Annotated in this window: 20 protein-coding genes and 1 other RNA gene; 8 read left to right on the top strand and 13 right to left on the bottom strand. The window is 65.2% G+C overall.

Annotated elements, in window-relative coordinates:
* Nucleotides 1-312: 312 nt before the first annotated feature.
* On the bottom strand, nt 313-1,254 hold the full coding sequence (miaA, locus tag IQ16_RS27045) for a tRNA (adenosine(37)-N6)-dimethylallyltransferase MiaA (RefSeq protein WP_018640844.1): 942 nt from the start codon (nt 1,252-1,254) through the stop codon (nt 313-315).
* Nucleotides 1,255-1,265: 11 nt separating this feature from the next.
* On the opposite strand from miaA, the gene serB reads away from it, so the two are divergent.
* The gene (serB, locus tag IQ16_RS27050) at nt 1,266-2,171 is read left to right on the top strand and encodes a phosphoserine phosphatase SerB (RefSeq protein WP_018640845.1); all 906 of its coding nucleotides are present in this window, start codon (nt 1,266-1,268) and stop codon (nt 2,169-2,171) included.
* 155 nt (nt 2,172-2,326) lie between these two features.
* Here the strand turns inward: serB and IQ16_RS27055 are convergent, their stop codons facing one another.
* The 12 genes from IQ16_RS27055 to IQ16_RS27110 form a co-directional block, all read right to left on the bottom strand.
* Nucleotides 2,327-3,838 (bottom strand): Do family serine endopeptidase, encoded by a 1,512-nt coding sequence (locus tag IQ16_RS27055; protein ID WP_018640846.1) that lies wholly within the window; start codon nt 3,836-3,838, stop codon nt 2,327-2,329.
* Nucleotides 3,839-3,982: 144 nt separating this feature from the next.
* Nucleotides 3,983-4,189: a DUF2065 domain-containing protein gene (locus IQ16_RS27060; RefSeq protein ID WP_018640847.1), complete on the bottom strand. Its 207-nt coding sequence runs from the start codon at nt 4,187-4,189 to the stop codon at nt 3,983-3,985.
* A gap of 70 nt (nt 4,190-4,259) precedes the next feature.
* On the bottom strand, nt 4,260-5,156 hold the full coding sequence (hflC, locus tag IQ16_RS27065) for a protease modulator HflC (RefSeq protein WP_018640848.1): 897 nt from the start codon (nt 5,154-5,156) through the stop codon (nt 4,260-4,262).
* Nucleotides 5,153-6,295: an FtsH protease activity modulator HflK gene (gene hflK / locus IQ16_RS27070; protein WP_145831845.1), complete on the bottom strand. Its 1,143-nt coding sequence runs from the start codon at nt 6,293-6,295 to the stop codon at nt 5,153-5,155. Before hflK ends, hflC begins: the two co-directional genes overlap by 4 nt.
* A gap of 153 nt (nt 6,296-6,448) precedes the next feature.
* Nucleotides 6,449-6,961 carry a dihydrofolate reductase gene (locus IQ16_RS27075; RefSeq protein WP_018640850.1) on the bottom strand — a complete coding sequence of 171 codons (513 nt, stop codon included), beginning with the start codon at nt 6,959-6,961 and terminating at the stop codon, nt 6,449-6,451.
* Nucleotides 6,961-7,446, bottom strand: a complete 486-nt coding sequence (locus IQ16_RS27080; protein WP_018640851.1) for a GNAT family N-acetyltransferase — start codon at nt 7,444-7,446, stop codon at nt 6,961-6,963. Before IQ16_RS27080 ends, IQ16_RS27075 begins: the two co-directional genes overlap by 1 nt.
* Before the next feature lie 5 nt (nt 7,447-7,451).
* A complete protein-coding gene (locus tag IQ16_RS27085; RefSeq protein WP_014493053.1) occupies nt 7,452-8,246 on the bottom strand; it encodes a thymidylate synthase in 795 nt (264 codons plus the stop codon).
* 170 nt (nt 8,247-8,416) lie between these two features.
* Entirely contained in the window at nt 8,417-9,400 is a 984-nt protein-coding gene (locus IQ16_RS27090; RefSeq protein ID WP_018640852.1) for a tripartite tricarboxylate transporter substrate binding protein BugD, read from the bottom strand.
* A gap of 118 nt (nt 9,401-9,518) precedes the next feature.
* Nucleotides 9,519-11,036: a tripartite tricarboxylate transporter permease gene (locus IQ16_RS27095; RefSeq protein ID WP_018640853.1), complete on the bottom strand. Its 1,518-nt coding sequence runs from the start codon at nt 11,034-11,036 to the stop codon at nt 9,519-9,521.
* A gap of 4 nt (nt 11,037-11,040) precedes the next feature.
* Nucleotides 11,041-11,802, bottom strand: coding sequence for a tripartite tricarboxylate transporter TctB family protein (locus tag IQ16_RS27100; protein WP_018640854.1), 762 nt, complete (start codon nt 11,800-11,802; stop codon nt 11,041-11,043).
* 95 nt (nt 11,803-11,897) lie between these two features.
* Nucleotides 11,898-12,428 carry a chromate transporter gene (locus IQ16_RS27105; protein ID WP_018640855.1) on the bottom strand — a complete coding sequence of 177 codons (531 nt, stop codon included), beginning with the start codon at nt 12,426-12,428 and terminating at the stop codon, nt 11,898-11,900.
* Entirely contained in the window at nt 12,425-13,030 is a 606-nt protein-coding gene (locus IQ16_RS27110) for a chromate transporter (protein ID WP_018640856.1), read from the bottom strand. Before IQ16_RS27110 ends, IQ16_RS27105 begins: the two co-directional genes overlap by 4 nt.
* A 95-nt stretch (nt 13,031-13,125) precedes the next feature.
* Between IQ16_RS27110 and ssrA the strand changes: the two genes are divergently transcribed.
* The 7 genes from ssrA (at nt 13,126) to feoB (ending at nt 18,663) form a co-directional block, all read left to right on the top strand.
* Nucleotides 13,126-13,492, top strand: a transfer-messenger RNA (tmRNA) gene (gene ssrA / locus IQ16_RS27115).
* 113 nt (nt 13,493-13,605) lie between these two features.
* A complete protein-coding gene (locus IQ16_RS27120; protein ID WP_018640857.1) occupies nt 13,606-14,124 on the top strand; it encodes an SspB family protein in 519 nt (172 codons plus the stop codon).
* Nucleotides 14,125-14,214: 90 nt separating this feature from the next.
* Nucleotides 14,215-15,648 carry a class II fumarate hydratase gene (gene fumC, locus IQ16_RS27125; protein ID WP_026311678.1) on the top strand — a complete coding sequence of 478 codons (1,434 nt, stop codon included), beginning with the start codon at nt 14,215-14,217 and terminating at the stop codon, nt 15,646-15,648.
* A 278-nt stretch (nt 15,649-15,926) separates the two neighbouring features.
* Nucleotides 15,927-16,115, top strand: a complete 189-nt coding sequence (locus tag IQ16_RS27130) for a DUF4169 family protein (protein WP_018640859.1) — start codon at nt 15,927-15,929, stop codon at nt 16,113-16,115.
* Nucleotides 16,112-16,363, top strand: a complete 252-nt coding sequence (locus IQ16_RS27135) for a ribbon-helix-helix domain-containing protein (protein WP_018640860.1) — start codon at nt 16,112-16,114, stop codon at nt 16,361-16,363. Before IQ16_RS27130 ends, IQ16_RS27135 begins: the two co-directional genes overlap by 4 nt.
* A gap of 116 nt (nt 16,364-16,479) precedes the next feature.
* Nucleotides 16,480-16,755 carry a FeoA family protein gene (locus IQ16_RS27140; RefSeq protein WP_018640861.1) on the top strand — a complete coding sequence of 92 codons (276 nt, stop codon included), beginning with the start codon at nt 16,480-16,482 and terminating at the stop codon, nt 16,753-16,755.
* 36 nt (nt 16,756-16,791) lie between these two features.
* On the top strand, nt 16,792-18,663 hold the full coding sequence (feoB, locus tag IQ16_RS27145) for a ferrous iron transporter B (protein ID WP_018640862.1): 1,872 nt from the start codon (nt 16,792-16,794) through the stop codon (nt 18,661-18,663).
* Nucleotides 18,664-19,242 lie beyond the last annotated feature (579 nt).

A 19,242-nucleotide genomic window follows, 5' to 3' on the forward strand; every position in this document is an offset into this window, starting at 1 on the left:
AAGGTTGCGCGAAACATAGCGGCCAAAGCCCGGATGTCAAGGCAATGTGGCCGTTCCCGCGCGATTTTGGCAGTGTAGCGGCGTTCCCGGGGTTCGGCGAGAGGTAAATTCGGGAACCCGGCACAAATGCGCGTCAGCGCCTCCCCCCGACGTCGTTCCGGGGCGATGCGAAGCATCGAGCCCGGAATCCAGAGCCACAGGCCGTCCTGAGGTCCGAGGTAGGTGCCGGCAGCCATCGCCACTGAGGGCCTGGGGTTATGGATTCCGGGCTCGCGCTGCGCGCGCCCCCGGAATGACGACAGAACGAGGCTCTCACCTCTCGTCTCCGGCCGCGCTGACGCTGGCAGCTAACCATCCCCTCGCCTCTTCCGGCTTGACCCACTCGAATTCCGGCAATTGGTGCCGGAACCAGGTGAACTGGCGCTTGGCGTAGTGGCGGGTGTCGGCGCGGCCGATCGTGGCGGCCTCGTCCAGGCTGAGCTCCCCGCGCAGATGCCGGATCAGGGCCGGCACGCCGTGGGCCTTCATCGCCGGCAGCAGCGGATCAAGACCGCGCGCGGCGAGCCGCTCGACCTCCCTCAGGGCGCCGCCCCCCAGCATGGCATCGAAGCGGGCGTCGATGCGGGCATAGAGGTCGTCGCGCCCAGGGGCGAGGAATACCGCGCGAAAACTGTCCCTCGGCAACAGCGGCGGCTGGCCCTCCTGGTGCCAATCCAGCAGCGAACGGCCGGTCGCCTCGACCACTTCGAGCGCGCGCGCGATGCGGGTGCGGTCGCGCAGGTTCAAGCGCCCGGCCGCGCGCGGATCGCGGGCAGCGAGTTCCGCATGCAGCGCCTCGACGCCATTCCGCTCCAGCCGCGCCCGCACGTCCTCGCGCAGATCGGCGGGGATGGGCGGCACCACGGAAAGGCCCGCCGTGAGCGCCTTGAAATAGAGCCCGGTGCCGCCGATGAAGATCGGCAGCCGGCCTTCGGCCCGCGCCTCCTCGAGCGCCTTCGCTGCGTCGGCAACCCAGGCCCCGGCCGAGAAATTGACGGCCGCATCGACATGGCCGTAGAGGCGATGCGGCGCTCGCGCCTCATCGCCATGGGTCGGACGTGCCGTGATGATGCGGAGGTCGCGATAGACCTGCATGGAATCGGCATTGATGACCGTGCCGCTCGCGCTGAGGGCAAGCTCGAGCGCCAGCGCCGACTTGCCGCTGGCGGTCGGGCCTGCGATAAGCACCGCCTTGCTCGAATGCCCCTCGCTCACGAAAACCTCAAATGTCCCTCGTCGCCACGCTGATCTGCAACCCTGACAATCCCGCGCTCGACTCTACCATCGTCGACGGCGCCCGCGCCGTGCTGCCCCAGGCAGCTCCCGCGCACTGGCTGTTCGACGGGGTTGCGGTCGACATTCCCTTCGGCGCCGACAGTAACCTCGAAGGCGACCGTCACGCCATCGAGCAGCGGTTGCGCGAGCTTCGCGGCGACCTGCCCATCGATATCGTCGTGCAGCCTGCCGGCTTCCGGCGCAAGAAGCTTTTTCTCGCCGACATGGATTCCACCATGATCGGCCAGGAATGCATCGACGAGCTTGCCGATCTCGTCGGCATGAAGGCCCATGTCGCCGCGATCACCGAGCGCGCGATGCGCGGCGAGATCGAGTTCGAGCCGGCGCTGCGCGAGCGCGTCGCGCTGCTGAAGGGCCTTCCCGCCAATGTCGTCGACGAGGTGCTGGACAAGCGCATCACGCTGACGCCGGGCGGCCGTGCGCTGGTCGCGACCATGCGCGCGCACGGCGCCTACACTTGCCTCGTCTCCGGCGGCTTCACACTGTTCACGAGCGCCGTCGCCGCCAAGATCGGCTTCCAGGAGAACCGCGCCAACGAACTGGTCGTGCGCGACGGCAAGTTCACCGGCGAGGTGAAGGAGCCGATTTTGGGCCGCGCCGCGAAGCTGGCGACGCTGGTGGATCTGATGGAGTCGTTCGATCTCGACGACGTCGACTCGGTCGTGGTCGGCGATGGCGCCAATGATCTCGCGATGATCCAGGCGGCTGGGCTCGGCGTGGCCTATCACGCCAAGCCGACGGTGGCAGCGGCCGCAGCGGCGCGGATCGATCACGGCGATCTCACCGCGCTGCTCTATGCGCAGGGTTATCGGCGGGACGAGTTCGTGGAGGGGTAGCCTCTGCAATCGTTGCTACACGCTCCGCAGCCGTAGGGTGGGCAAAGGCGCACTTGCGCCGTGCCCACCGCTCGTTGAGACGGCCGAAAGATGGTGGGCACGCTTCGCTTTGCCCACCCTACGAGACCATGCCGCGGTGCGAGACCCTGCCTCGACTACTGCACGCTCAGCGCGACAAACCGCAGCTCGCCGTCGGCGTTCGAGACCAGCAGCAGCACCGACTTCTTGCCGTCCTTCTTGAGCTGGTCGACGCGCTTCTGGATGTCGGCACCGCTGGAGACGGCTTCCTGCGCGACCTCGACGATGACGTCGCCGGCCGAGAGACGCTTTTCGGCGGCATCCGAATTGGCGTCGACATTGGTGACGACCACGCCCTTGACGCTCTCCTTGATCTTGTAGCGCGTGCGCAGGTCCTTGTTCAGCGCCGCGAGATCGAGACCGAGCGCCTTCTGCGTCACCGGCTTCTCCGGCGCCGGCTCGTCGGTCTTCACCACGGCCTGCACCTTCTCGGGATCCTGCAGACGGCCGAGCGTGACCTTCTTGGTCTCTTCCTGGCCCTTGCGGATGATGACGACGTCGACCTCCTTGCCGACCGCGGTGTCGGCGACGACGCGGGACAGGTCCTTCGGATCCTTGACGTCCTTGCCGTCGAACTTGACGACGACGTCGCCGGGCTCGATGCCGGCGGGCTTGGCCGGGCCCTTGTCATCGACGCCGGCGACCAGCGCGCCGCGCGGCGGCTTGATGTTGAGGCTCTCGGCAATCTCGTCGGTGACGCTCTGGATGCGCACCCCCAGCCAGCCGCGGCGCAGCTCGCCGAACTGGCGGAGCTGGTCGACGACGCCCGCGACCGTCTTCGACGGCACGGCGAAGCCGATGCCGATCGAGCCGCCGGAGGGCGAGATGATCAGGGTGTTGACGCCGATGACGTCGCCTTCGAGGTTGAACAGCGGGCCGCCGGAATTGCCGCGGTTGATGGCGGCGTCGGTCTGGATGTAGCTGTCATAGGGACCGGAAGAGATGTCGCGGTTCTTGGCCGAGACGATGCCGGCCGTCACCGTTCCCCCCAGGCTGAAGGGATTGCCGATCGCGACCACCCAGTCGCCGAGGCGCAGCTTGTCGCTGTCGCCGAACTTCACCGCAACCAGCGGCTTGGTCGGCTTGAACTTCAGCACTGCGAGATCGGTCTTCTTGTCGACGCCGACCAGCTCCGCCTTGATCTTGGTACCGTCGTTGAGGATGACGTTGATCTCGTCGGCGTCCGCGATGACGTGGTTGTTGGTGACGACGACGCCTGACGTGTCGATGATGAAGCCGCTTCCGAGCGAGTTGGTCTTGCGCGGCGGCGGGCTGCTGCCGCTGTCGCCGCCCTTGCCGCCGCCACCGGGGCCCCTGCGGTTCTTGAAGAAGTCGTCGAAGAACTCCTCGAAGGGTGAGCCGGGCGGCAGCTGCGGCATGGTGTTGGCGCCGCCCTTGGCCTCGACAGTCTGCGAGGTCGAGATGTTGACGACCGCGTCGATCACCTTCTCGGCGACGTCGGCGATGCCCTCCGGCCCGCGCGCCTGAGCCGGGGTGCCAAGCGCGCCGAAAGCGCTGATGGCGAGCGCGGCCAGCCCAATTCGCACACCATGGCGCAAGCGGGTCGGGGCAATGATGGCAGCGGTCATTGTGATCTCCAGAGAAATAAGGATTCGGCGCCAGACTGCGCTCGAACGGGGGCACGGCGCAAGCGCGGACCTTAACGGGTCTCAAGACCCGGATAATATGGCGAAAACCGGCTTCTCGCCTTCACTTTGGCGTTGGCTCTTCGGCTAAATCGGACGGCGCATCACCCAGATCAGGATCAGGCCGACGACGGCCGAACCGATCCCGACCGCTCGCAGGATGTGGTCGGGAGTGGCCATCGCACTCTTCATGGCCTTGCGCATCCAGTTTGGACTTGCCGCAAACATCAAGCCTTCCAGCACGAACAGGATGCCCAAGCCGATGAGGAAGTCGGCGAACGCAATGGACCTCATCGGATTGGAACCTCCCGTAGTGCTGTTCTTGTCTGGACGAAGGGCGGCAGAACTGCCGCCCCTGTCTAGCTTAAGGCTTCGCCGGCGTCTCGGCCGCCCTCTTGCCGGTCGGGTTACCGAAATACCGGAAGAAATCCGACTCCGGCCGCAGCAGGAAGCGGGTGTCGTTCGCACGCAGCCCGTTCTCGTATGCCGTCATCGACCGGTAGAAGTAGAAGAAGTCGGCATCCTTGCTATAGGCCTCGGCGAATAGGCGGTTGCGCTCGGCATCGCCCGCGCCGCGGGTCTGGTCGGCCTGCGAATTGGCTTCCGCGATGATCACGGTCGCCTCGCGGTCGGCCTTGGAGCGGATCTCCTGCGCCTTCTGGCCGCCCTGCGCGCGGAACTCGGCGGCCTCGCGCTCGCGCTCGGTCTTCATGCGCAGATAGACCGCCTGGCTGTTCTGCTCCGGCAGGTCGGCGCGCCGGATCCGGACGTCCACCACCTGGATGCCGTAGCCGTCGGCCTCGCGATCGAGCTGGTCGCGGATGCGCTGCATCAGCTTCTCGCGATCGTCGCGCACCACGTTGATGAAGGTGACCTCGCCGAGCACGCGGCGCAGCGCCGCGTTCAGGAGCGTGGTGAGCTGGATGTTGGCAGCCTGGATCGAGCCGACGCTCTGATAGAAGCGCAGCGCGTCCTTGATGCGGTAGCGCGCGAAGGCGTCGACCACGAGCCGCTTCTGGTCGGACGCGATCGCTTCTTGCGACGGGTTCTCCAGATCGAGAATCCGCTTGTCGATGTTGATCACCGAATTCCACGGCGCCTTGAAGTGCAGGCCCGGGGCGGTGACGACGTCGACGGGCTTGCCGAACTGCAGCACGATGGTCTGTTCGGTCTGTTGCACCGTGAACAGCGACATGTAGCCGACAATCACGACGAGCAGGAGACCGAGCAGCGTGACGATACCTGTGACCGGAGACCTCATCGGGTACCTCCGCTCGAGGGCTGACCGGTGGTAGGCGGCCGCTTGGTCGTCAATTCGTTGAGAGGCAGGAAGGGCACGACACCCTGGCCCGAGGGGCCGCCGTCATAGACGAGCTTGTCCGCGCCACCGAGCACGCGCTCCATCGTCTCGAGATAGATCCGTTCACGCGTCACGTCGGGCGCCTTCTTGTATTCTTCGTAAACCTTCAGGAAGCGCGCGCTCTGGCCCTTGGCCTCGGCGATCGCCTGCTCCCTGTAGCCTTCGGCGGCCTGCTGGATCTGCGCCGCACGACCGCGGGCCTGCGGCACCACCTGGTTGGCATAGGTCTGCGCTTCGTTCTGCAGCTGCTCGAGATTGGCGCGCGCCGCCTGGACGTCGCGGAACGCGTCGATCACCTGCGCGGGCGGGTCGACCTTCTGCATCTGCACCTGGGTGACGAGAATGCCGGCGCCGTAGCTGTCGAGCGTCCGCTGGATCAGCTCCTGCACGCCCTGCTCGATCGTGTTGCGAGCGCCGGTCAGGATCGGCTGGATCTGCGAGCGGCCGATCACCTCGCGCATTGCGCTCTCGGCGACCGCCTTCACGGTGCCTTCGGGGTTCTGGATGTTGAACAGGAAGTCGCCGACGCCGCCGGCATCGGGCTTGATGCGCCACAGCACGGTGAAGTCGACGTCGACGATGTTCTCGTCGCCGGTGAGCATCAGGCTCTCTTCCGGCACGTCACGGATGGAGCGGCCGCGCCGCGCCGGATCGTCGATCAGGGTCATGCCGATGGAGGTGGTGTTGACGCGCAGCGCCTTCGGCAGCAGCACGGTCTCGATCGGATAGGGCAGATGATAATTCAGGCCGGGGTCCACGGTGCGGACATGTTTGCCGAACCGCAGCACGACACCGCGCTCTTCGGACTGCACGCGGAAGAAGCCCGACAGCAGCCAGAACGCGATGATGAGCAGGACGATCAGCGTGATGCCGACGCCGGAGAAATAGCCGCCCGGCATGATCTGCTGAAGGCGGTCCTGGCCGCGCCGGAGAAGATCTTCCAGATCCGGCGGCCTCGGCCCGACCGGTTGCGGGCCTGAGCCCCACGGTCCCTTCGGACCCGAGCCCCATGGGCCACCGCCCTGATTCTTCCACGGCATTCGACGCTCTCCTCGGCAGGGTTGAATTGCCCCCGCCCGCTTTGTCCGGTCCGGCTTTATAGGGGACAGGCAGGTCCCTTACAACGCAGCCTTCGCCACCTTCCGAGCTAAGCCCGAAGGCAGAAAAGTCAATGTTAACATTGGCGAATGCGGTTAACGGGGCGACCGCCGACGATATGTCACATAGGAGTAGTCGGCGCTGTCGTCGGGGCCGGCAGGATGACGGATGCGCGCCGTCTCATCCCATTCTGCCTTGTCGATGTCGAAATAAGTGTCGCCGTCGGGCCGCGCATGCACTTCGGTGATTTCGAGGCGATCGGCACGATCGAGCCATTGCCGGAAGATCTCGGCGCCGCCGATCACGGCGATCTCGGTGACTGAACGCCGCAGGGCATCGCCAAGCGCAACCGCGCCGGCATCCGCGGCGGATGTCGTGACGATGGCACCAGCGGCGCGATAGGCCGCATCGCGCGTGATGACGATGTTGGTGCGGCCCGGCAGTGGACGGCGGGGCAGGGATTCGAAGGTCTTGCGGCCCATGATCACGGGCTTGCCGATCGTGAGCGCCTTGAAGCGCGCCATGTCGGACTTCAATCGCCACGGCATCGCATTGCCCGCGCCGATGACGCCGTTTTCCGCGATCGCGACGACGAAGACGATGTCCATCAGGCAGAGCTCCCGGCAAGCTGCGTCAGCGCAGGCCCGGTGACGCGGCACAGCGTCCAATCGTCCATCATGACGGCGCCGAGCGATTTGTAGAACGCGATCGACGGCGCGTTCCAGTCGAGCACCGCCCATTGCAGGCGCGACCAGCCGTTCTCGACGCACTCCCTGGCAAGATAGACCAGCAGGGCCTTGCCGAGGCCCCTGCCGCGATGCGACGGCCGCACATAGAGATCTTCGAGATAGATGCCGTGGCGGCCGCTGAATGTGGAGAAATTGGCGAACCAGACCGCGAAGCCGACCGGCTCGCTGTTCCACTCGGCGATCGCGCAATAGAGCTGCGGCCTCTCGCCGAACAGTGCCTCCGCGATGTCAGCCTCGGTTGCCTCGACCTCGTGGGACAGCTTTTCGTATTCGGCAAGCTCGCGGATGAAAGAGAGAACGAGACCGGCTTCGCCCGGGCGCGCGCGGCGGATGTTGACCGACATCCGCGCTAGACCGCGACTTCCGCCTTGATGTGCGGATGCGGATCATAGCCGACGAGCTCGAAATCCTCGTAGCGGAAGGAGAAGATGTCCTTCACATCAGGGTTGATCCGCATCACCGGCAGCGCGCGTGGCGCGCGCGTGAGCTGGAGCCGCGCCTGCTCCAAATGGTTGGAGTAGAGATGGGTGTCGCCGAGCGAATGCACGAAGTCGCCGGGCTTCAGGCCGGTGACCTGCGCGACCATCATGGTGAGCAGCGCATAGGAGGCGATGTTGAAGGGCACGCCGAGGAAGACGTCGGCCGAGCGCTGATAGAGCTGGCACGACAGCTTGCCGTTCGCGACGTAGAACTGGAACAGCAGATGGCAAGGCGGCAACGCCATCTTCTCGACGTCGGCCGGATTCCAGGCAGTGACGATCAGCCGGCGGGAGTCCGGGGTGCGCTTGATCATGTCGATGACATTGGCGATCTGGTCGATGCTGCGCCCGTCGGCTGTGGGCCAGGAGCGCCACTGATGGCCGTAGACCGGGCCGAGATCGCCATTGGCGTCGGCCCACTCGTCCCAGATGGTGACGCCGTTGTCGCGCAGATATTTGATGTTGGTGTCGCCCTTCAGGAACCACAACAGCTCATGCACGATCGCCTTCAGCGGCAGCCGCTTGGTGGTCAGCATCGGGAAGCCGGCCGACAGATTGAAACGCATCTGATGGCCGAACACCGACAACGTGCCGGTGCCGGTCCGATCGGTCTTCTCGGCGCCGTCTGAAAGAATCCGCTCGAGCAGGTCCTGATATTGGTGCATGTGCGACTGAGCCTTTGGGAGGCGGCGAACTTAACGACCGCCCCCGCGCTGCGACAGCAGCGATTCGCTGCTCCCACAGATTATACAAGGAAAAGGTGAGCGTTCCCGCGGCAAACGACAAGGGGCGGAACTTGCGTCCCGCCCCTCGCCTATCGGCTTGAAAGTGCTGATTAAGTTGCCGGCTTGAGCACCGGGGTCCACTTCGCGATCTCGTTCTTGACGAGGGTCGCCAGAGCCTCGGGCGTCCGGTCCTTGGGCGCCGGGATGACGCTGCCGAGCTCGAGCAGGCGCTTCTTCACGGTCTCGTCGTCGAGCGCCTTGATGGCGGCGGCGTTCAGGCTCGCAATGATCGCGGGCGAAGTTCCCTTGGGCGCGAACATCGCGTTCCAGGCCTGGGCCTGGAACGCAGGCAGTCCCGCTTCGGTCGTGGTGGGCACGTTCGGCAGCGACGGATTGCGCTCCGGCGTTGCGATCGCATAGGCCTTGATGGTGCCGGCGTTGATCTGCGGCACGGCATTGACGATCTGGTCGCACATGTAATCGACCTGCCCCGCCACCAGCGCGTTCATCGCGGGGCCGGTGCCGTTGAAGGGCACGCCGACCGGCTTGACGTCGAGGATGGAGTGCAGGAGCTCGCAGGAGACGTGCGAGACCGAGCCGACGCCGGCATGCGCCGCGTTCACCTTCTCGGCATTGGCCTTCACGTAAGCCACGAACTCCTTCAGGTCCTTCGGCGGAAAGTCCTTGCGCGCGAGGATCAGGATCGGTGTGCCCGCGAGCAGCGCGATCGGCTCGAAATCCTTTTCTGGATGATAGGCGAGCTTCGGATAGAGCGGCACGGACGCCGCATGCGTACCCATATGCCCGGTGATGAGCGTATAGCCGTCATTGGCGGCACGCGCCGCACGCGTGGTCGCGGTGGTGCCGCCGGCGCCGACCACGTTCTCGATGATGATGCTCTGGCCAAGCGTCTGCGCCATATGTGCGGTGACGATGCGCGAGATGACATCGGTCGGCCCGCCCGCGGCGAACGGCACGATCATGGTGATGCTGCGCGTCGGATAGTTTTGCGCCTTCGCAGGTGCAACAAATGCGCAGAGCGATGCGAGCGCGGCGGCACATGCGCCCGTAGCAAGCGCGCGAAGAGAGGTCATATCGTTTCCCCGGGACACAAACAAAAATGCCGGCCACAAGGGCCGGCATTTTCATGTCACGAAGACATCACATACGTCGATTCGACTTCCGAATGCGGCGCGCGGACGCAGGGCGCCGCTAGTTCTCCGACTCGGTGAACACCTCGTCGCGCTTGGCACGCAGCGCAGGCAGCACCGTGAGCAGCAGCAGGCCGAACGAGATCGCGAGCAGCACCGCTGACAACGGACGCGTCAGGAAGACGCTCCAGTCGCCGCGCGAGATCAGCAGCGCACGGCGCAGGTTCTCTTCCATCAGCGGTCCGAGCACCATGCCGAGCAGCAGCGGGGCCGGCTCGAAATCGTGCTTGATCAGCCAGTAGCCGACGAGCCCGAACACGCCGGCGAGGATGACGTCGACGGGCGCGTTGTTCACCGAGTAGATGCCGATCGCACAGAAGATCACGATCGAGGGGAACATCAGCCGGTAAGGCACGCGCAGCAGGCGGACCCAGATGCCCACGAGCGGCAGGTTGATGATGATCAGCATCAGGTTGCCGATCCACATCGAGGCGATCATGCCCCAGACGAGATCCGGCTGCTTCTGCATCACCTGCGGACCCGGCACGATGCCGTGGATGGTCATCGCGCCCACCATCAGCGCCATCACCGCATTCGGCGGGATGCCGAGGGTGAGCAGCGGGATGAAGGAGGTCTGCGCTGCGGCGTTGTTGGCGCTTTCCGGCGCCGCCACGCCTTCGATCGCGCCGCGGCCGAACCGCTTCGGATCCTTCGCGAGCTTCTTCTCGAGCGTATAGGCCGCAAACGAGGCGATGACGGCGCCACCGCCCGGCAGAATGCCGAGGATCGAGCCGAGCACGGTGCCGCGCAGGATCGGTGGCGTCGAGTCGACCAGGTCCTTCCTTGTCGGCATCAGGCCGGTGATCTTCTGCTGCACGAGGTCGCGGTTCATCTCGGCGCCGGCGTCGAGATTGCGGATGATCTCGGCAAAGCCGAACACACCCATCGCCACCGTCGCAAAGCCGAGACCGTCGGCCAGCTCCGGAATGTTGAAGGCCATGCGCGAGGCGCCGGTCTCGATGTCCGAGCCGACCATCGAGAGCAGGAGGCCGAACACGATCATCGCGATCGCCTTCAGCACCGAGCCCTTGGCCAGCACCACCGCGAAGATCAGGCCGAGCACCATCAGCGAGAAATACTCGGCCGGACCGAACGCCAGCGCCAGCTTTGTCAGCGGCGCGCCGAGCACGGCGATCAAGATAGTTGCGACGCAGCCGGCGAAGAACGAGCCGATCGCGGCGATCGCCAGCGCCGGGCCGGCACGGCCCTGCTTGGCCATCTGGTGGCCGTCGATGGCGGTGACGACGGATGTCGCCTCACCGGGAATGTTGACCAGGATCGACGTGGTCGAGCCGCCATATTGCGCGCCGTAATAGATGCCGGCGAGCATGATCAGCGCGCCGACCGGCGGCAGACCGAAGGTGATCGGCAGCAGCATTGCGACCGTCGCGATGGTGCCGATACCAGGGAGAACACCGACCAGCGTGCCGACGAGGGCACCGATCAGGCACATCAGCAGGTTGATGGGAGAGAGCGCGACGGCAAAGCCGTGAGCGAGGTTGGCAAAAATATCCATCACACCCTCACTGGATCAGGAAACGCGGAAACATCGGCATCGGCAGTCCCAGCACGTAAGGGAACAGGATCGCGCAGCCGAGCGTCAGACAGGCGCCGACGATTGCGGCCTCCAGCCAGCGCGTCTCATGCGACCCTGTCGCGGCGATCATGAAGCTCACGAACGCAGTGACCACGAGCCCGAGCGGCCGGATCGCCAGCGCGAAGAACAGGATCGCGACCATCACGAACAGCGGCCCGCGCCAGGAATAATGCGCCATCGACGGGCCGTCGGACAGAAGGCCGGTCAGGGCGATGGCGGCGGACAGGGCGACCAGTAGCCCGCCAAACATTCGCGGCGCGGTGCCCGCGCCGAAGGAGAAGCCGCGCATGCCCTGCAGATCGCTCGACGCCCACAGCGCGAACAGCGCGACCGCCATCAGAATGACGCCGCCGACATAATCCTGCGCCGACCGGACGGTCATGAACAGCGTGACGATCGCCACCGCAAGGATCGGATAGGAATAGATCAGCGCCAGCAGCACATCGGAGGACGCCTTCTTGGTCTCACCGCCGGCCGCTCCGATCAGGGCCGCGGGAGCACCGGCGACCAGCGCGGTAGCGTGGCTGATCAGCACGGTGGCCGGGCCGCGTCCGGCACCCCAGCCGAAGATGGTCCCGATCGACCAGATGAATTCGAAGATCTGCGGCGCTATCGCCAGCAGGCAGAAACCGATCACCACCTTGGTGTTTCGGGTGGCTGTCGCTGAGTGGCCCATCGTCTCGGCCATGCATGTCTCCTCCGCGACCCGTAAGTCACGAGCACTGTTGTTCTAAATCGGCTGGAAAGGGATCCCCGGGCCGCAGCACTGCCTAGCGATTTTCATTACACAATGCCAGCAAAACCCAACAGGCCGCCGGCGAGCAAGAGCCAGAGGGGATTGATGCGCGAGACCGATGCGATCACCGCAACCATCGCGGTCAGAAGCACTGCAGCAATCGTCCGGTCGGTCGACTGGGCCAGGATCAGGGCACTCGCCGCCATCAATCCGATCGAGAGCGGAACCAGTGCAGCCTGGATCAGGGCCGGCCAGCGCGACTGGCTGGGCCGATTGAGGAGACGGCTGACATAATAGGCAACCAGCGCGGTCGGCAGGCACATCGCCAGCGTCGCCGCGAGCGCACCGGGGATGCCGGCGACGGCATAGCCGATTAACGTCACGATAAGCACGTTCGGACCCGGCGAGAGTTGTGCGATCGCATAGGCATCGGCGAACTGCTTGTCGGTCATCCAATGATGCACGTCGACCGCGATGCGGTGCATCTCGGGCACCGCCGCGGCGGCGCCGCCGACCGCGAACAGCGACATCAGGCCGAAGGTCGAGATCAGTGCCCAGAGCGGGCTCTCGGCGTTCACGCTGCTACCTTCCGCCGCAGGAGGAAGGTCGCGCCGATGCTCACGGGGATCGCGACCAGCAGCACGGCCTGAAGCGGCAGGCGGAGCACGCCGATGGCGAGGAAGACGCCGAGCATCAGGATCAGCGCGACCGCTTCCATCCGCTTCAGGAGCGGCGTCATCATGCGAAAGACCACGGCGATCAGGAGGCCGACCGCGGCGCAGGAGATGCCTGCGAGGATACGACGCAGCACCTCGAGGTCGCCGAAGCGGGCGTAGGCGATCGCGAGCACCGTCATGATCAGCGTCGGCGGCAGCAGCAACCCGGCAAAGGCTGCAATTCCACCCGCGATCCCGCGCAGCCGCGCGCCAAAGACCATCGACAGATTGACGATGTTGGGGCCGGGCAGGAAGTGGCAGAGCGCGAAAGTCTCGTTGAACTCGTCGGCCGTCATCCAGCGGTGCTGCTCGACGATGGCCCGCCGCGCAAACACCAGGACCCCGCCGAAACCCGCCAGCGACATCCGGGCGAAGGCGACGAAGAGCGCGGTCAGGCTGGGCGGGGCGGCAGCGCTGGTCGGATGGTCCGGCTCTTGGGCGGCCGGTGCTGAATCGGCGGACATGTCAGGAGCTTAGAACCGAGGCCGCGGCGCGGCCAAGATCGGATCAGCCGCCATCCGGAACCTATCCAAAGGGAACCGCACATCGCCGCTCGAAACCTCTGTTTTTTGAAACCTTTGCCCCCTATATTGGGGGTGCCGGTTCGCCGGCTATGGAAATAAACGGTCGTCGCAATAAACCATTCGGACCCGGGGGCGGTACCCGGCGCCTCCACCAAAGCCCACATCGGGCAGGCCCTGAAAGCGGGCTTTGGCGGGGGCGAAATAGGATCGACGAGGGCGTAAAGGGCGTACTTTTTCCCGGTATTGTTCCGCCGTTATCGGGCTACTGCAATAGTTGCCAACGACAACTTTGCTCCGGTTGCTCAGGCTGCGTAACGCAGTTTGAAAGACCACTTTAAAGTCCTAGCGGGTTAAGCTCCGCTAGGCGGGGTTCGGAGGCACCTGGCAACAGAAGCCTCCACTTACATTTCATTTCTTCCCGGCGGGGACTCCTGCTGACCCATCAGGCGCGGTACTATCGCGGCTTGGCGAGTCGGACCGGCAGGGTCCGGCTTGGGGGATGCAACAGGACCACCATGGCGACCGATCATATCCGATACGATGTGCTGGCCCGCGACGCGCTGCGCGGCGTGCTGCGGAAGGTGCTGACCGACGCCGCATCCCATGGCTTGCCGGGCGAGCACCATTTCTTCATCACCTTCGTATCGAAGGCCGAGGGCGTGAAACTGTCGTCGCGGCTGCTGGCGCAATATCCGGAAGAGATGACGATCATCCTCCAGCACCAGTTCTGGGACCTGACCGTGCTCGAAGACCGCTTCGAGGTCGGCCTGTCCTTCGGCGGCATTCCGGAGCGGCTGGTGGTGCCGTTCAGCGCCATCAAGAGCTTCCTCGATCCGTCCGTGAAATTCGGCCTCCAGTTCGATACGTCCGACGTCGCCGAGGTGGCGCCGGAGAATTTGCCGGCAGCGCCTGCCCCGTCGGCTGTCGCCGTGCCGGCGCCCGCCGCCGAGAAGGCGGAGACCGCCGAAGAGCCGACCCCGCCGAACCAGGGCGGAGCCGAGGTCGTGCGGCTCGATCGTTTCCGCAAGAAATGATCTAGGCTGTCGCGCGGAGCCATCGCGCCCGGTCAAACTGCCTGTATAGAAGAGCGCATGAAGAAGCCGCGCGGCGTTTCGCGCGGCAGAATGGATGTGCTCATGGCCAAAGCTGCCCGCTCGAAGACCGCCCGCCCCGCAACTCGCATCGAGACTGACAGCTTCGGTCCCATCGAAGTGCCCGCCGATCGCTATTGGGGGGCGCAGACCGAGCGGTCGCGGCAGAATTTCCGCATCGGCACCGACCGCATGCCGATCTCGCTCGTGCATGCGCTCGGCATGGTCAAGCTCGCTGCCGCGCAGTCCAACCTCGAGCTCGGCCTGCTCGACCAGCGCCGCGCCAACGCCATCATCCGCGCCGCGCGCGAGGTGATCGAGGGCAAGCTTGACGACCATTTCCCGCTTGTCGTGTGGCAGACCGGCTCGGGCACGCAGAGCAACATGAACCTCAACGAGGTGATCGCCAACCGCGCCAATGAGCTGCTCGGCGGCGAGCTCGGCGCCAAGAAGCCGGTGCATCCCAACGACCACGTCAACATGAGCCAGTCGTCGAACGACTCCTTCCCGACCGCGATGCATATCGCGGCCGCAAGCCGCATCAACGTCGATCTCGTCCCCGCCCTCGGCGAGCTGCTGCGCGCATTGCGCAAGAAGGAGAAGGAATTTTCCAAGATCGTGAAGATCGGCCGCACCCACACTCAGGATGCGACGCCGCTGACGCTCGGCCAGGAATTCTCCGGCTATGCTGCGCAGGTCGAGAGCGGCATCGCCCGGCTCAAGGTCGCGGTGAAGGATCTCTATCCGCTGGCGCAGGGCGGCACGGCGGTGGGTACTGGCCTCAATTCGAAGCCGCGCTTTGCAAAGCTGTTCGCAAAGCATGTCGCCGGGATCACGAAGCTGCCCTTCACCAGCGCTGCCAACAAATTCGAGGCGCTGGCCTCCAACGATGCCTATGTGCTGGCGCACGGCGCCATCAACTCGGTCGCGACCGGCCTGTTCAAGATCGCCAACGACATCCGCCTGCTCGGATCAGGCCCGCGCTCGGGGCTCGGCGAGCTGATCCTGCCGGAGAACGAGCCGGGCTCGTCGATCATGCCGGGGAAGGTCAATCCGACGCAGTGCGAGGCGATGACCATGGTGTGCTGCCAGGTGTTCGGCAACCACACCGCCATCACGGTCGCCGGCAGCCAGGGCCATTTCGAGCTCAACGTCTACAAGCCGGTGCTGGCCTACAACATGCTGCACTCGATCCGCCTGATGGCGGATGCGGCGCGCTCCTTCACCGAGCATTGCGTCAGCGGCATCCGCGCCGACGAAAAGCGCATCAGGGAGCTGATGGAGCGCTCGCTGATGCTGGTGACGGCGCTGGCCCCCAAGATCGGCTACGACAACGCCGCCAAGGTGGCCAAAACCGCCCATGCCAACGGCACCACGCTGAAGGAGGAGGCGCTGCGGCTCGGTTTCGTCTCGGCCGACGAATTCGACCGCCTGGTGCGCCCGGAAAAGATGACCAGCCCGGGCTAAATTTCCGAATTCCGATAGTCATCCGTAATCATACGGACGCTGGACGCTCAGAAATATGCGGTTTTGGGGGCGGGACTTGATTACCGTCAATGTTCCGGGGGGGCGGCGTGTTACGCAAGCCCCACCGCCCTGACGGGGCGAAATTCATCGTTTGATGGCCCGAAGGGCCGATTGACGAGGACGAGGACGAGCGAATGACCATCAAGTCTTTTGGGGCGCAATGCCGCCCCCTGAATATTTCATCCTGCCTGCCGAGGATCGGGTGATGGAGACGCGGCATGGGGAACGTCATCAACCTGAATCGTTTCAGGAAACGCGCCGAGCGGGAAGCCTCGGCGAAGCAGGCGGACGCCAACCGGACGAAGTTCGGCCGCACCAAGGCGGAGCGGTCGGCGGAGGAGACGCGCGCGGACAAGGCGAAGGCGCACCTGGACCAGCATCAGATCGATCGCGAGGAGCAGCCATGAAGTCGCCCGTCGTGAAGCGATCGATCGTCGTCGCCGGCCACAAGACCAGCGTCAGCCTGGAAGAAGCGTTCTGGAACGGCATGAAGGAGATCTCGGGCCTGCGTAACATGACGCTGTCCGAGCTCGTCGGCGAGATCGACGGCAACCGCCAGCAGGGCAATCTGTCCTCGGCGATCCGCCTGTTCGTGCTCGACTACTTCAAGAGCCGGGCCATGGCCGCCCAGCCGGACAAGGTCCCGGCGCAGTAGCCGCCGGGGCGTGTTTCCGGCGCGACTCCGGCGTCTGCACTTTAAAATCACTCTAAGGTGCAGTTTCGGCCGCCGAGTGCGCTTGACCTCAATGCCCTGCGTTGAAAATACAGGGCATGACCGACCATGATGATACGCGCCCGCATATGCCGCTGGGTCTGGCCCTGCGCGGCTATACCGGCGTCATCCAGCACCTTTCCACCAAGGATACGGGTTCTGCGCTTTCGGACATCGAGCTCGAAAGCCGCCTGATCGAGCTTGGCTTCGTCGAGGGCGCCCGGGTCGAGGTCCTGCACGAGGGGCTGGTCGGGCGCGACCCGATCGCGGTCAGGGTCGACAGCATCACGATCGCGGTCCGCCGGCGCGAAGCCATGGCCATCATCGTCGCCTAGTCAGCGACCGGATAACTGCCCCAGGCCTTTGATCCCATGGAAGCACCCCTGCTGCATCTCGCCCTGGTCGGCACGCCTAACAGCGGCAAGACCTCGCTGTTCAATGCCCTGACCGGCAGCCGACAGAAGGTCGCGAACTATCCGGGCGTCACCGTCGAGCGCAAGGAGGGCTTCTTCGTCACCCCGCTCGGCCGCCAGGTCTCCGTGGTCGACCTGCCCGGCACCTATTCGCTGCGCGGCCGCAGCCCGGACGAGGAGATCACCCGCGACTTCGTGCTCGGCAAGGCCTCCGGCGAGATCGTGCCCGATCTCGTGCTGTGCGTCGCCGATTCCACCAATCTGCGCCTGACCATCCGCCTGCTGCTCGAACTGAAGCGCACCGGGCGGCCGATGATCCTCGTCCTCAACATGTTCGACATCGCGTCCCGCCGCGGCATCACTGTCGACGTCGAGCGGCTCGCCAAGGAGCTCGGCGTGCCCGTGGTCACCTCGATCGCGGTGCGCAAGGGCGGCACGGCCGACCTGCTGGCGCTGACCGACGAGATCTCCGCCAAGCTCGCCAGCGAGCCGCAGGAGAACAGCTGGCGTGCGCTCAGCGTCTCCGAGCTGCGCGCCACCCAACGCGAGGCCGACCGCATCATCGCCGACTGCGTCAGCCTGCCCGCCAGGCCCGACACCTGGACCGCGCGGATCGATGCCGTCGTGCTGCATCCGGTCGGCGGGCTCATCGTGCTGGCGCTGATCCTGTTCGTGATGTTCCAGGCGGTGTTCGCCTGGGCGCAGCCGGCGATGGATCTTCTCAAGTCAGGGTTCGACGCGCTCGGCGAGCTCGTGAAAGCCACCCTTCCCGACGGCCTGCTCCAGAGCTTCCTTCAGGACGGCGTGATCTCCGGCGTCGGCAGCGTCATCGTGTTCCTGCCGCAGATCATCCTCATCTTCCTGTTCATCCTGCTCTTGGAAGATTTCGGCTACATGGCGCGCGCGGCGTTCCTGATGGACCGCATCATGGGCGGGGCCGGCCTGCACGGCCGCGCCTTCATTCCGCTGCTGTCGAGCTTTGCCTGCGCCATTCCCGGCATCATGGCGACGCGCGTGATCGACAACAAGCGCGACCGGCTGACCACGATTCTGATCGCGCCGCTGATGACCTGCTCGGCGCGCATTCCGGTCTACACGCTGATCATCTCCGCCTTCATTCCGGCAAAGGACGTCTGGGGCTTCATCAACCTGCAGGGGCTCGTGATGTTCGGCCTCTACACCACCGGCATCGTCAGCGCGCTCGCCGTCTCGTTCGTGATCAAGTTCTTCATGATCCGCGACTATGCGCCGGCGCCGTTCATGCTGGAGCTGCCGGACTACAAGATGCCCAGGCTGAAATCGATCGCGATCGGCATCTACACCCGCGCAAAGATGTTCCTGCAGCGCGCGGGCACCACGATCTTCTCGATGATGGTGCTGATCTGGTTCCTGGCCTCGTTCCCGCAGCCGCCGGCGGGCAGCACCGAGCCCGCCATCGACTTCAGCCTCGCCGCGATGATCGGCAAGGCGCTCGAGCCCCTGCTCGCCCCTGTCGGCTTCAACTGGCAGATCGCGGTGGCGCTGATCCCCGGCATGGCCGCCCGCGAGGTCGCGGTCGCAGCGCTTGGCACCGTCTACGCCATCGAAGGCGGCAAGGAAGCGGCCGAGCAGATCGGCCAGGTGCTGGCGACGAAATGGTCGCTCGCCACTGCGCTGTCGATGCTGGCCTGGTACATCTTCGCGCCGCAATGCGCCTCGACGCTGGCCGTGATCCGGCGCGAGACCGGAAGCTGGGGATGGATGGCCGTCACCTTCACCTACATGCTGGTGCTGGCCTATGCGGCGAGCCTCGTGACCTACAACGTCGCCGTCGCACTCGGCGCGGGATAAGCCCCTCTCAAAACTAAAACTGCGAAAACAACCCCATGCACAGTAGATGGGGGTTGTGAAATCAATGGGTTGCGCGGGTGCGATTCCGTAGCCCGGATGGAGCCACCGGGTCGGCGCGAAGCGCCGCCCGATGACAGGCTCCGCGAAATCCGGGAATCTCGCCGAAAAGCATCACCGGACCCGGATTGCGCTGCGCTCCATCCGGGCTACGGACTACGCCGGTTGCGCCGTCGGGCAAAACACTGGCATGATGGCACCATCCCGAAAATCATCGACGCTGCACCCGCTTGATCTCGTGAAGCGCGGAGCATGCGATTGGGCGAAGGCGTTCGGTCATGCGGAGCGTGGCGAGGTACCGCCTTCCCGATAGATGGCGCAGTCTGCCAAGAGCGTCACCACGGCGCGTTGCTTGCGCTCCACCCGGAAGTGCGACCTTTGATTTCGGTCAATGGTAGGGCTCATCGGCATGTCACGTTTTCTCGTCGTCCTGCAAAGGGAGAGAATACATGACCAGACATGCCAAGCTGCTTGGACTGTTCGTAGTCGCCGCGCTGTTCACGGTAACGCCCCTGTCGTTCC

Source organism: Bradyrhizobium huanghuaihaiense (assembly GCF_007830635.1).
GTDB lineage: Bacteria > Pseudomonadota > Alphaproteobacteria > Rhizobiales > Xanthobacteraceae > Bradyrhizobium > Bradyrhizobium huanghuaihaiense.